The sequence below is a fragment of the Pseudofulvimonas gallinarii genome (assembly GCF_004343305.1).
Taxonomy (GTDB): Bacteria; Pseudomonadota; Gammaproteobacteria; order Xanthomonadales; family UBA2363; genus Pseudofulvimonas; species Pseudofulvimonas gallinarii.
Genome location: NZ_SMAF01000009.1, coordinates 41,052 through 53,234, shown reverse-complemented (window position 1 = coordinate 53,234; position 12,183 = coordinate 41,052). Strand labels below are relative to the sequence as shown.

The following is a 12,183-nucleotide window of genomic DNA, read 5'->3' as shown; positions in this document are numbered from 1 at the left end:
TGTGGATGGCAGCCGTTCACGCCGCGACTTGCCGGGACGGCGGCTCTTCCCTAAGGTTGGCGCATTCCATTCCTGCACGAGGCAAGAACATGTCCGACAACCCCATGACGGCGCCCGGCGTTGCCGCCACTGGCGCGGTATCCAGCGTTGTTCGCAACACCTACCTGTTGCTCTCGATGGTGATGGCCGTCGCCGCCATCGGCGCATTCATCGGCCTGCGCTCCGGCATCGCCTGGAGCATGGGCATGTGGCTGGTGTTCATGGTCGTGTTCATCGGTGGCCCGTTCGCGATCAATGCCGCGAAGAAGGGCGACACCGCGATCTGGCTGACCTTCGCCTGGGCCGGCCTGGTCGGATTCCTGCTCAGCCCGCTGATCGCCGCCTATCTGCGGATTCCCGGCGGTTCGACCATCGTCATGAATGCGCTGGGTGGCACCGCGGCGCTGTTCATCGGCCTGTCCGCGGTCGCCCTCAGCACGAAGAAGGATTTCAGCTTCCTCACCAGCTTCCTGATGGCCGGCCTGATCGTCGTGCTGATCGCCATCGTCGCGCAGATCTTCCTGCAGATCCCGCTGCTGTCGCTGGTGATTTCCGGCGTGGCGGTGCTGTTGATGAGCGGCTTCATCCTCTACGACACCAGCCGCATGATCCACGACGGCAACGCCAACCCGGTCTACATCACGGTGTCGCTGTTCGGGAACATGGTCGTGCTGTTCTCCCACCTGCTCAACCTGATGAGTTTCTTCGGTGGCGATGACTGATCGCACCGACGTGAGCTGATCGACACCCGCAACGAGCCGGCCCTGTGCCGGCTCGTTCGTTTCCAATTACCCACGGGCTGCACATGACCGCTTCAGACCGGATCCCGACCCTCGAGGACGTGCTGGACGCCGCCCGGCGAATTGCCGGCCACGCCCGCCGCACGCCGGTGCTGACGTCGCGATCACTGGACGTGCTGGCGGGCGCGAGGCTGTTCTTCAAGTGCGAGAACCTGCAACGCGTCGGCGCCTTCAAGTTCCGCGGCGCCTGCAACGCCGTGCAGTCGCTGGACCCGATCACGGCGGCCGCCGGCGTGGTGACGCAGTCGTCCGGCAATCACGGCGCAGCGGTGGCACTGGCCTGCCGCGAGCGCGGCATTCCGGCGACGGTGGTGGTACCGCGCAGCGCGCCGGCCGTGAAGCTGGCTGCGATCCGTGCCTTCGGGGCACGCATCGTGCCCTGCGAAGTCGCACAGGCCGACCGCAACCGGGTGACGGCGGAGGTCCTCGCCGGGCAGGGCGGCAGTCTCGTGCATCCCTACAACGACGGTCGCGTCATCGCCGGGCAGGGCACGGCAACGCTGGAGCTGCTGGACGAGGTGCCCGATCTGGACGTGCTGGTCACGCCGGTCAGCGGCGGCGGCCTGCTCTCGGGCACGTGCATCGCCGGCCATGGAGTGAGGCCTTCACTGCGGATCTACGGCGCCGAACCGGCAGGGGCCGCCGACGCGCACGATTCGCTCGCGGCAGGCGAACGCATCACTGGCCGCGCCGCGGAGACGATCTGTGATGGCCTTCGCGCCGAGTTGGGGACGTTGACGTTTCCGGTGCTTCGTGAACATCTGGATGACATCCTGTGCGTCGATGACGTCGAGACCGTCGCGGCGATGCGCTTGCTGTGGGAGCGCCTGAAGATGATCGTCGAGCCTTCGGCTGCGATCACGCTGGCCTGCGTGATGAAACATCCGGGCCTATTCGCGAATGCGCGTATTGGACTGGTTCTTTCCGGTGGAAATGTGGATCTGGACAGCTTGCCTTGGCAGCTTTCTGCTGTGCCTAGTTGATGGTCTGGCGGTTGTCAATATTTCCTGAACAAGGTTATGCCGCCGTTAAGTGAGTCGCCGTGACAATGCCCGCCGCTTGACCAGTTACCCGTGGGCGCGACGGCTGCATGCCTGACCGCGACCACCTTCAATCGGATCGATTGCATCGGTGTACGTCGCTGAAGACGACACCGACCAAACCGGCGCAGAGCGCGGCATGAGCCGCAGCCGCCCGGCGGCACGGAACAGAACGCACACCATGGTGGTGTCCGCCGTCCCTGCCGTTCCTTCCCGCCCTTCGTGGCGGGTCCAACCCCGGGGACTCTACGCAGCCTGCGTGCGCCTTTGCGCGCGCCGGACGCCTGGGTCCGCAAGCAAGGCCATGCCATGCCGACGATGTGATCCAGCGTCGCGGCCGTCGTGGCGAGTGCAACTGGAGTCGCGACACCGATGAAACTGGAATGGATCCTCTGGCTGGCGTCATTGCTGCCGCAACCTTTCGCCGATCGCACCTGCCTGGCGACGACGATCTATCTCGAGGCACGCAGCGAACCGACGCTGGGCCAGCAGGCGGTTGCGGAAGTGGCGCTGCGACGCTGGCAGAGCGGTCGCTGGGGCGACACGGTCTGTGCCGTCGTCAACGCCCGCGGCCAGTTCGCGCCGGGCATCGTCAGCAAGAATTACCGTATGAAAAATGTGCGCGCCTGGAACAAGGCGTGGGAGATCGCCGGGGCATCGATGCGCAACTGGTCGCTGCCGGCGACGGAGCGCAAGCTCATCGTGCCTGACGCCGAACACTTCTATGCGCAGGACATCGTGACGCCGCAGTGGAGCAGCCACCGTCTCGTGGCTGTCATCGGCGGACACTCCTTCATCCATATCCCCTGATCGCGTTCCGCCGGTTGCGGAAGCCCTCGCCGCGACCTGCGGCGACGTGGCGGTCGGCTGCGCCGATCCCGCTTCGCGTCAACATCCACATCCGCGACGGCATCGGGCCAGGCCACATGCAAGCGGTTCCCGAGGCGGAGGCTGGTCGCTGCTGCCGGATTGATTCCCGGGCATACCGCCCCGGCGTCATCGCCAGGGGCGTCGCCGCCGACGCGGATCGTGTCGCCTCAATATAGGTCGAGCGGATCCACATCCAGTGACCAGCGCACGCGGCGCGCCTGCGGCAGTGCGTACAGCCGCGGCATCCACCCGGAGAGGAGGCGGTGCAGGGGCGCCCGCGTCGTGCATTCCAGCAGCAGTTGCCGGCGATGGTGGCCGGCCCTGCGTGGCATGGGCGCCGGCAAGGGACCGATCAGTCCGACGCCTTCACGTTCGCCGGGCAGCGCCATGACGGCGGCGAAGAAAACATCGAGGGCCCGCGGATCGCGAGCTTCGGCGGCCAGCAGCGCCTGGTGCTGGAACGGCGGCAGTCCGCCTTCGCGCCGCTCCCGCAGTTCCGCATCGGCGACGGCGCGGTAACCGCCGCCCAGCCAGCGTGACCAGAACGGATGCTGGGGCTGTCGCGTCTGCACCAGCACGGTGCCAGGGCGGTCGCCGCGCCCCGCCCGTCCGGCCACCTGCGTCAGCAGTTGCGCCAGGTGTTCGGGCGCGCGGAAGTCCGGGCTGAGCAGGCCGCTGTCGGCATCGGCGATCACCACCAGGCTCAGTGCCGGCCAGTCATGGCCCTTGGCCAGCAGCTGCGTGCCGACCAGGATTGCCGGTCCGCCGGTTTCGATCTCGGCGAGCGTGGCGTCCAGGCGACCTGCCGCGCGCATGCTGTCGCGGTCGATGCGCAGGATGCGCTGCTTCGGAAACACCTCGGCCAGTTCGGCCTCGATGCGTTCGGTACCGAGGCCGCGACCGCCCAGTGCCGTGCTGGAACAGGAAGGGCAGCTCGAAGGCATGCGTGCGCGACCGCCACAGTGGTGGCAGATCAGCCCGGGCGGCTGGCGATGCAGCGTGTAGGGGCGATCGCAGCGCGGGCATTCCCAGACATGGCCACACTGTGCGCAGCCCAGCGCCGGGGCGAAGCCACGGCGGTTGCGGAACACCAGCGCCTGCTCGCCGCGAGCCAGCGTGTCGCGCAGGGCCTGCACGGCTGTCGGCGCCAGCCCGCCGACCAGCCGCTGGTTGCGCAGGTCCAGCAGCCGCAGCAGTGGCGGCTTCGCCAGGCCACGGCGTTCGATCAGGCGATGGTGCCGGAGCCGGCCCTCGGCAGCCAGGGCCAGCGTTTCCAGCGACGGCGTGGCGCTGCCCAGCAGCACCGGCACGTCCAGCGCCTTGCCGCGCACCAGCGCGAGGTCGCGGGCGTGATAGCGGAAGCCGTCGCCCTGCTTGTATGAGCCGTCGTGCTCCTCGTCGACGACGATCAGTCCGGCGCGCGGCAAGGGCGTGAAGATCGCCGAACGCGTGCCGAGGACGACGCAGGGTTGGCCGCTGCGGGCCTGCGCCCAGGCGCGGGCGCGTTCGCGTTCGCCCAGGCCCGAATGCAGGGGCAGCACCGGCGCCGCCAGCCGCTCGCGAAAGCGGCGCAGCGTCTGTGGTGTCAGTGCGATCTCCGGGACCAGCACCAGCGCCTGGCGGCCGCGTTCGAGCGCGGCGTCGATCAGGCGCAGGTACACCTCGGTCTTGCCGCTGCCGGTGATGCCTTCCAGCAGGTGGCCGCTGTAGCCTTCAGCGCAGCCTTCAATCGCCGTGATGACGGCCTGCTGTTCCGGATGCAGCGGCGGGCCGGCCAGCACCGGGCGCGCCGGCCGCGAAGGTGGCAGCGAGGTCGCGCCGATCCATCCACGTTGCAGGAGTCGCCGCATCGCCGCGCTGCCGCCGCGTCCGAGCTGTTGTCGAAGTGCCGAGGTCGGCATCGGCCCGGCTTCAAGCGCGGCCAGGACATCACGTCCCGGGCCGGCACGCAGCGGTTTCGCGGCGAAGGCGTCGCGGCCGGCGGCAGTGATGGCAAGACCCGGTTCCTCCAGCGTCGGCCAGGGCTCGCCGGCGCGCAGCGGCGCAGGCAGGGCGGCGTTGAGGACTTCGCCGAGCGGGAAGTGGTAGTAGGCCGCCGCCCAGGACAGCGTGCGCCAGAGCTCGCTGTCGAACACCGGTTCCCGGTCGAGGACCTCGTGGACCGGTTTCAGCACGGCCGGCCCGTCGGCCGGCCCGCCAGGGCCGGTGACGATGCCGATGCGCTCACCGCTGCCGAAGGGCACGCGGACCCGGCAACCCGGCAGGGCGCCGTCCGCGGTACCGGCCAGGTAGTCGAAGCTCTGCGGCAACGGTACCGGCAGCGCCACCCGAAGGACGCGGGGTGGTGCGCCCGGCCCCTTCGGTTTATCGGCACTTCCTGATCGCTTCACCAGCATGTTTCCCTAACTGTGCGCCCTGCAACCGTTTTTTGGTTATCCACACAATCTGTGGATAACTGTGTGGAAAGGCGCGGCAGAGCGGCTCGCAAAGGCCTGAGAGTCCAGCCTTCGCCTCACCTTGCCTAAACTTTAACCATCCCGAAATGGATTGGAAATTCAATCACTTGCGTCGACGCCTGTGCCGGGTCGGCGGCAGCCGGGCCGGGAGGGGCCGCGAATTCTGCGATGCGCGTCGAGGCTGTGCACAACGGCGCCCTTCAGTTTCCGTTCGGACTTCGCTAAAGCGTTGCCCCGACAGCAGCTTAGGCCGCGAACTGCAGTCGTGCTTCACCACAGCAACAGGCTGACGAGGAAGGTCACCAGGCTGATCACCGTCAGCATGACGAGGTAGATGATGCCGATGACCGCGAACTTCAGCAGCGTCATGCCCCAGCCCTGGCCGTAGATGCGCTTCTGGGTCAGCAGCAGGTTCAGCGGGATCCAGCACCACAGCGCGATGACCCCCCACTGCAGCGCGCCAGCGAGCACGGGCCAGGCCGCCATCGACCCGGAGAGCAGGTCCAGGGCGACGATGGCCAGCAGCGCAAGCGCGATGAAGGCGTGGCTGTGCAGCGCCACGAGCAGGTGTTCCATGTAGAGGCGGCGCTTGAACAGGTAGAACAGCTTCAGCACCAGCGCGAACAGCGGCAGCATCACCAGCAGCGCCTGCGGCGCCACGCCGAGCATCTGCTCGACGAACGCGCGCGGATCGCGCTGGGCACGGTGCAGGTTCGCATTCACGCGCTGCATCGCCTCCTCGAGGCGGGCATTGAGGGCATCGCCGAGCCAGCTCACCCGCAGCGGCCTGGCCCCGGCGCCCTCGTCGCCGACGCTGAAGACCAGGGCGTTGGCCGGCAACGTCGGCGACAGCACTTCGTCCAGCACATCCTTGCGGTGCGGATCGGGCAGCCAGGAAACGATGCGTTCGACGCGTTCGCTGTCTTCCGCCGCGGGCGCCAGCATCGTCGCATCGACGACGCTGCCGCCGTCGATGTCGGCCAGCCAGTTCACCGCCACGAACAGCGCCAGCACCAGGAACAGGAACAGACGCACCGGCGTCACGTAGCGCACGCGGCGCCCGGCGATGTATTCGGTGGTGAGGAATCCGGGCCGGAACAGCAGCGGACCGAGCGTGCGCGGAATCCGTCCATCCCACTGCAGGACGCCGTCGAGGAAATCGGCGATCCAGCCGGCAAGCGGGCGGATCAGTCCCTTGACCGGCTGGCCACAGGCATGGCAGTGCGGTCCCTGCAGCGGCGTCTGGCAGTTGCCGCAGGTGCTGACGGGAAGGTCCGGTTCGAGGTTCGCCATGCCGGCGAAGTGTAGAGCGTTGCCGCTCCGGAATCGCGCCCGCCTCGCTGACTGTCCGCTGCGAAACCGTCCGGCAGCGGAAGTCGCACCGCCTTAGACTGCGCGCTGATCCCGACCCGGCGCCGAGGCTTCGTGCTGCCGCCCGGGCTTCCTCCCCGCGTGATGACCATGATCGACCGTTCCCGCATCGGCCGCGAGTTGCGTGCCACCCTGGTGCTGGCCCTGCCGCTGGTGGCCGGGCAGCTGTGCGCCATGGGCCTCAACGTGGTCGAAACGCTGCTGGCCGGGCACAAGGGCGGACTGACCCTGGCCGCCGTCGGCATCGCCACGCCGCTGTGGTCGATGGCGATCCTGCTGGCGATCGGCCTGATGATGGCGGTGTCGCCTTCGGTGGCGCAGCTCGCGGGTGCCGGTCGTCGCCACGAGATCGGCGGCCTGTATCGCCAGGCACTCTGGCTGGCGACGTTCACCGGCGGACTGCTGCTGGCCGGGCTGCAGTTCAGCGAACAGCTTCTGGCGAAGGCGGGCGTCGATGCGGCCATCATTCCGGAGGCGGCGAGCTTCCTGGAACTGCTCGCCTGGGGGGCGCCGGCGCAGTGCGTGTTCCTGGTGTCGCGCGGACTCAGCGAAGGGCTGGGGCTGACGCGGCCGACGCTGTGGTTCAGCCTGCTCGGCGTGCTGCTGCTGGCGCCGTCCGGCTGGCTGCTGATGTACGGCGGCCTGGGCGTGCCGGCCCTGGGCATCCGCGGGCTGGGCATCGCCTATGCGGCGACGCTGTGGGTCCAGATGATCGCCATCCTGGTCTATCTGCTGCGGCATCGTGACTACCACGACCTGCAGCTGTTCGGGCGCTGGGTCTGGCCGCAGTGGACGACGATCGCCGGCCTTCTGGCGATTGCCACGCCGGTGAGCTTCGCGATCCTGATGGAGGGCGGCCTGTTCATCGCCACCGCGCTGCTGATGGGATCGCTGGGACCGACGATGGCGGCGGCGCACCAGGTCGCGATCAACGTCGCCTCCGTCGCCTTCATGGTGCCGCTGGGCGTGGCGATGGCGATCACCGTGCGCGTCGGCCAGGCGGTCGGACGCGAGGACGTTTCCGGCGTGCGCTGGGCCGGATTCGCCGGCGTCGGCCTGGTGCTGGGCACGCAGCTGGTGTCGGCACTGGTGCTGGCGCTGGCGGCGCGACCGATCGCCTCGGCCTACACGGGCGACCTTGTCGTGGTGTCGATGGCGGCGCACCTGATGATGTTCGCGGCGGTATTCCAGCTCGCCGATGGCGTGCAGGCGGCCAGCAATGGCGCCTTGCGGGGCCTGAAGGACACACGCGTGCCGGCGCTGCTGACAGTGATTTCGTACTGGGCCATCGGCATGACGACCGGCTGGTACCTGGCATTCGGGCGCGGGATGGGGGCGCAGGGTCTCTGGATCGGCCTGATCGTCGGCCTCGGCGCCGCCTCGATCAGCCTGTTCTGGCGCTTCCAGCACCTGGCCCGGTCGGCGCGCTGGAAACGGCTGGCGGTGGATCGAAGCGTCTAGGGAAGGAGCGGAAATACGCGGCGGCCATGACTTGCGGCGCTTGGCAGGGCCGGGCGGGGCACCTATCCTCGCGCCCTGCTTCCTCCCACGGACCCTGACATGAGCGAGAGAAAACCCGGACTGCTGCGGCGCCTGTTCGTTGGCAGCTGGCGCGTCCTCGACTTCAGCCGGCGCTTCATCCTGACGGTGCTGTTCCTGATCGCGGTGATGTTGATCGTCGCCTCGATGCTGCGCCCGGACCTGACGCTCTCCGATCGCACCGTGCTGGTGGTCGCGCCGGTCGGCGCCGTCGTCGAGCAGTACTCTTCGTCAGTGGCCGATCGCGCCATCGCCAGGCTCACCGGGAACGAAGTGCCGGAAGTGCGGCTGCGCGACCTCGTCGAGGCGCTGGACGGCGCCGCGCGCGACCAGCGCATCGAGCGCGTGCTGCTGCGCCTGGACGGCCTGCAGTCCGTCGGCATGGCCAGCGCGCGCGAACTGGGCGCGGCGGTTGACCGCGTGCGTGCCGCCGGCAAGGAAGTGGTTGCCTACGGCGACTGGTACCTGCAGGGGCCGTATTACCTGGCTGCCCGCGCCGACGAGGTTTACCTTCACCCGAGCGGCTCCATGGTGCTGGAAGGTTTTTCGCGCTATCGCACCTATTTCGCCGACGCGCTCGCCAAGCTCGGCATCGAGCCGCGGCTGTTCAAGGCCGGCACCTACAAGAGCGCCGGCGAAGCCTACATCCGCAACTCGGCCTCCGAGGCCGCCCGCGAAGCGGACCTGCACTGGCTGGGCGACCTGTGGCGTCGCTATCTGGGCGAGATCGCTTCCGCGCGGCAGCTCGACGCCGCCGCACTGCAGGCCAGCATCGACGACCTCCCCACCGTGGTCGAAGCCGCGGGTGGCGATCTTGCCAGGGCCGCACTTGACGCCGGCCTGGTCGACGGCCTGAAAACGCTCGACGAAGTGCGCGAACTTCTCATTGCCCGCGGCGTCCGTGATGCCAAGGGACATTCCTTCCGGCAGATCGGCCTGCAGGATTACCTGACGGTGCTGGAGCGCGAACAGGTCGCCCTGCGCCGGTCGGCCGCGCCGATCGCGGTCATCGTGGCCGAAGGCCAGATCGTCGACGGCGAGCAGCCGCCCGGCAACATCGGCGGACAGTCGACCTCGGCACTGATCCGCGCCGCGCGCGAGGACGACGCGGTGAAGGCCGTGGTGCTGCGTGTGGATTCGCCGGGCGGCAGCGCCTTCGCTTCGGAACTGATCCGTCGCGAGCTGGAACTGACGCGCCGCGCCGGCAAGCCGGTCGTCGTGTCGATGGGTGACGTCGCCGCGTCCGGCGGTTTCTGGATCAGCACCGACGCCGATCGCGTCTTCGCCGATGCCAGCACCATCACCGGTTCCATCGGCGTGTTCTCGCTCTGGTTCAACGCGCCGGAGACGATGGCGAAGCTCGGTTTGAGCACCGATGGCGTCGCCACCACCGAGATCGCCGGCGCCTTCGATCCGACGCGCGCCTACGATCCGCGTGTCGGCCGCGTGCTGCAGTCGACCGTCGATCGCATCTACATCGACTTCCTCGAACGCGTCGCGCGCGCGCGCAACACCAGCACCGACGTGATCGATGCCGTTGCGCAGGGCCGTGTATGGAGCGGTGCGCAGGCGCACGAGCATGGCCTGCTCGACGAACTGGGCGGCCTCGATGCCGCGCTGGCGCACGTGCGCCAGCTGGCCGGCCTGCCGGACGACGCGGGCTTCGAGTACGTCGAGCCGGAGCTGTCCACCTTCGACCGATTCCTGCAGAACTTCGCGCAGTCGGCGCTGGTGCATGCCGCGCAGGACCATGGCTGGATGCTGCCAGCGAGCTGGATGCCGGCCCAGGCGCGCAGCGACATGGCCATGGTCCGGCACCTGTTCCAGCTGGCGCAGGCCGGGCAGTGGAGCGTGTACGCGCACTGCCAGTGCGGCGACGTGAACTGAGTCATGGCGCGCACGCCAGCCATGCGCGGTCGGACGGTTGGCGGGAGCGGCTGCCGATGACCGCGCGCTGGCGCCTGGACGGGCAGGTCGCGCTGGTGACCGGTGCCAGCCGTGGCATCGGCCTGGCCTGCGCGCGCGAGCTGTCCGCACTCGGTGCGAACGTGCTGATGGTGGCGCGTGATCCGGATGTGCTGGAAGCGGCGCGTGCCGAGATCGCCGAATCCTTTACTGACAATCCGCCGCGCAGTTTCGCCGCCGACCTGGCCGACGGTGAAAGCCGCCTGGACGTCCTCGACTGGTTGCGCGACCTCGGGCTTGCGCCGCACATCCTCGTCAACAATGTCGGCGACAACCGCAGCCGGCCGACGCTGGAGTATGCCGCCGACGAACTGCACTGGCTGCTGGAAACCAACCTGGTCAGCGCCTTCGAGATGAGCCGGCTGTGCCAGCCGTTCCTGCGCGAACACGGCGCGTCCAGCATCGTCAACGTGGCCTCGGTGTCCGGCATGACGCATGTTCGGACAGGCAGTCCCTACGGCATGACCAAGGCCGGGTTACTGCAACTCACGCGCAACCTGGCCTGCGAGTGGGCGCTGGACGGCATCCGCGTCAACGCGGTGGCGCCCTGGTATATCCGCACCGACCGCACGCGTGGACCGCTGGCCGATCCGGCCTATTACGACGAAGTGATCGAGCACACGCCGATGCGTCGCATCGGCGAGCCGGAGGAAGTCGCGGCGGCGGTCGCGTTCCTCTGCCTTCCGGCGGCGAGCTACATCACCGGCGAATGCATCGCCGTTGACGGCGGCTTCCTGCGCCACGGGTTCTGATCCGCCCGGGCCACTGGCCCGTTGCCGCCAAGGCCCGGCCGTTCCCGACCTGCGCGCCTGTGTGACATCGGGGTGTCCCCGTGGGTTTGTGTTCACGATGTCCCTGCCGCCAGACATGCGTAAGCACAACCCTGTCTACCGCGCCTCATCCATCCGCACGAATGTGTGTGCCGCCCGTCGCCTTCCGCCAACGCCAGTGGCCGCCCAAGGCCCGGCGGCACCATTCGCCCACCCCTCGCGGCCGGCGTGGGTCCATGCGGCGCTTCAATCCACTTTTTGCTCATTCCAGGAAGCGGGAAGCAGGGCGGCCTCCTCGCCATATTGGTGGAAGGCCGATGGCGGGGCATAAAAAACGATCCGCCCGTTTCCGGGCGGATCCTGGGTGGTAACGCCATGCAAGCGTTACCGGCTGCGGTCGAAGTCGCGGATCAGAGCGAACGCTCGAATTCGCGGACCTGCTCTTCGGCGGCGTCACGCGCCAGGCCGTAGCGTTCCTGCACCTTGCCGGCGAGGTATTCGGCATTGCCTTCGGCAACCCGGAGGTCGTCGTCGGTCAGCTTGCCCCACTTCTCCTTCATGGTGCCGGTCAGCTGCTTCCACTTGCCCTTGATGCGATCTTCATTCATGTCGTGTCTCCTTGGACTTTGACGTTGGAACGTTCAACGTGGGAAAGGTTTGCCGGCCGCTCTTAGCGGACCGTCAGGGCGCGGGCATCGACGTCAACGACGCCTTCGATGTCACGCGCAACTTCAATGGCCTTGTCCACCGCAGCCTGCGATTCCAGGACACCGGCCAGCGTCACGACGCCGTTCACGGTGCTGACGTTGATGTCGGTGCCGGTGACGCCGTCGGTCGCCAGCAGGGTCGTCTTCACCTTGGTGGTGATCCAGGTGTCGGTGGCCGGCTGCTCGGAGTCATGGCCCGCGTCCTGGACCAGGACCGGCTCGGCGGCAAACGCGGAAGCGCCGAACGCCAGGGCGGCAGCCAGGGTGGCGGTGGTAATCAGGGCAGTGCGATTCGGGTTGCGAGTCATGTCAGTTCTCCTTGTTGGATGTCTGCCACGTCGGCAGGACGGGTGTACCAATACACGCGGCGTGCCAACTGTGTTTACTTAGGAAAAACAATGATTTGGACAGGCGCGTTGTGACCGCTGCTTGCAGCCTGCAGTGCACGGGTCGGGCATTTCGCGCGATTCGCACGGTCTGTCCGCGGACTGGTGCCCGGCAGTCGCTTTTCCGCGTCGATCACGCGCCGTGCAGGGCGACACCGGCGCCTGCAGCGGGGCGTGGAAGGGGAGCCGCAAGCCTCGATACCTACTGCCCGTCGCGGTCTGGTCCCTGCGCGATAACGA

General features: G+C 68.2%; 10 protein-coding genes. 6 read left to right on the top strand and 4 right to left on the bottom strand.

Going from position 1 to position 12,183, the window contains the following annotated elements; genetic code table 11:
• Positions 1 to 89: 89 nt before the first annotated feature.
• The 3 genes from EDC25_RS08075 to EDC25_RS08065 all read left to right on the top strand — a co-directional run bounded on the left by EDC25_RS08075 (position 90) and on the right by EDC25_RS08065 (position 2,689).
• On the top strand, positions 90 to 761 hold the full coding sequence (locus EDC25_RS08075) for a Bax inhibitor-1 family protein (protein WP_123520725.1): 672 nt from the start codon (positions 90 to 92) through the stop codon (positions 759 to 761).
• A gap of 83 nt (positions 762 to 844) precedes the next feature.
• Positions 845 to 1,822: a pyridoxal-phosphate dependent enzyme gene (locus tag EDC25_RS08070; protein ID WP_123520724.1), complete on the top strand. Its 978-nt coding sequence runs from the start codon at positions 845 to 847 to the stop codon at positions 1,820 to 1,822.
• Between the two features lie 429 nt (positions 1,823 to 2,251).
• On the top strand, positions 2,252 to 2,689 hold the full coding sequence (locus EDC25_RS08065; RefSeq protein ID WP_123520723.1) for a cell wall hydrolase: 438 nt from the start codon (positions 2,252 to 2,254) through the stop codon (positions 2,687 to 2,689).
• Positions 2,690 to 2,916: 227 nt separating this feature from the next.
• Here the strand turns inward: EDC25_RS08065 and EDC25_RS08060 are convergent, their stop codons facing one another.
• Both EDC25_RS08060 and EDC25_RS08055 read right to left on the bottom strand, forming a co-directional pair.
• A complete protein-coding gene (locus EDC25_RS08060; RefSeq protein WP_240639549.1) occupies positions 2,917 to 5,139 on the bottom strand; it encodes a primosomal protein N' in 2,223 nt (740 codons plus the stop codon).
• Positions 5,140 to 5,475: 336 nt separating this feature from the next.
• Positions 5,476 to 6,498: a DUF3667 domain-containing protein gene (locus tag EDC25_RS08055; protein ID WP_123520721.1), complete on the bottom strand. Its 1,023-nt coding sequence runs from the start codon at positions 6,496 to 6,498 to the stop codon at positions 5,476 to 5,478.
• A 168-nt stretch (positions 6,499 to 6,666) separates the two neighbouring features.
• Between EDC25_RS08055 and EDC25_RS08050 the strand changes: the two genes are divergently transcribed.
• From EDC25_RS08050 to EDC25_RS08040, 3 genes are all read left to right on the top strand, one after another.
• Entirely contained in the window at positions 6,667 to 8,037 is a 1,371-nt protein-coding gene (locus tag EDC25_RS08050; RefSeq protein WP_240639548.1) for an MATE family efflux transporter, read from the top strand.
• Positions 8,038 to 8,136: 99 nt separating this feature from the next.
• Positions 8,137 to 10,002, top strand: a complete 1,866-nt coding sequence (gene sppA, locus EDC25_RS08045) for a signal peptide peptidase SppA (protein ID WP_123520719.1) — start codon at positions 8,137 to 8,139, stop codon at positions 10,000 to 10,002.
• Positions 10,003 to 10,058: 56 nt separating this feature from the next.
• Positions 10,059 to 10,832, top strand: coding sequence for an SDR family oxidoreductase (locus EDC25_RS08040; RefSeq protein WP_123520718.1), 774 nt, complete (start codon positions 10,059 to 10,061; stop codon positions 10,830 to 10,832).
• 428 nt (positions 10,833 to 11,260) lie between these two features.
• Here the strand turns inward: EDC25_RS08040 and EDC25_RS08035 are convergent, their stop codons facing one another.
• Positions 11,261 to 11,458, bottom strand: coding sequence for a CsbD family protein (locus EDC25_RS08035; protein WP_123520717.1), 198 nt, complete (start codon positions 11,456 to 11,458; stop codon positions 11,261 to 11,263).
• A gap of 62 nt (positions 11,459 to 11,520) precedes the next feature.
• Positions 11,521 to 11,865 (bottom strand): BON domain-containing protein, encoded by a 345-nt coding sequence (locus tag EDC25_RS08030; protein ID WP_123520716.1) that lies wholly within the window; start codon positions 11,863 to 11,865, stop codon positions 11,521 to 11,523.
• Positions 11,866 to 12,183: the final 318 nt, after the last annotated feature.

Excerpts from the sequence above, each read along its gene's own strand:
- EDC25_RS08075 (WP_123520725.1), top strand. The coding sequence starts at position 90 with ATGTCCGACAACCCCATGACGGCGCCCGGCGTTGCCGCCACTGGCGCG.
- EDC25_RS08070 (WP_123520724.1), top strand. The coding sequence starts at position 845 with ATGACCGCTTCAGACCGGATCCCGACCCTCGAGGACGTGCTGGACGCC.
- EDC25_RS08065 (WP_123520723.1), top strand. The coding sequence starts at position 2,252 with ATGAAACTGGAATGGATCCTCTGGCTGGCGTCATTGCTGCCGCAACCT.
- EDC25_RS08055 (WP_123520721.1), bottom strand. The coding sequence starts at position 6,498 with ATGGCGAACCTCGAACCGGACCTTCCCGTCAGCACCTGCGGCAACTGC.
- EDC25_RS08050 (WP_240639548.1), top strand. The coding sequence starts at position 6,667 with ATGATCGACCGTTCCCGCATCGGCCGCGAGTTGCGTGCCACCCTGGTG.
- sppA (WP_123520719.1), top strand. The coding sequence starts at position 8,137 with ATGAGCGAGAGAAAACCCGGACTGCTGCGGCGCCTGTTCGTTGGCAGC.
- EDC25_RS08040 (WP_123520718.1), top strand. The coding sequence starts at position 10,059 with ATGACCGCGCGCTGGCGCCTGGACGGGCAGGTCGCGCTGGTGACCGGT.
- EDC25_RS08035 (WP_123520717.1), bottom strand. The coding sequence starts at position 11,458 with ATGAATGAAGATCGCATCAAGGGCAAGTGGAAGCAGCTGACCGGCACC.
- EDC25_RS08030 (WP_123520716.1), bottom strand. The coding sequence starts at position 11,865 with ATGACTCGCAACCCGAATCGCACTGCCCTGATTACCACCGCCACCCTG.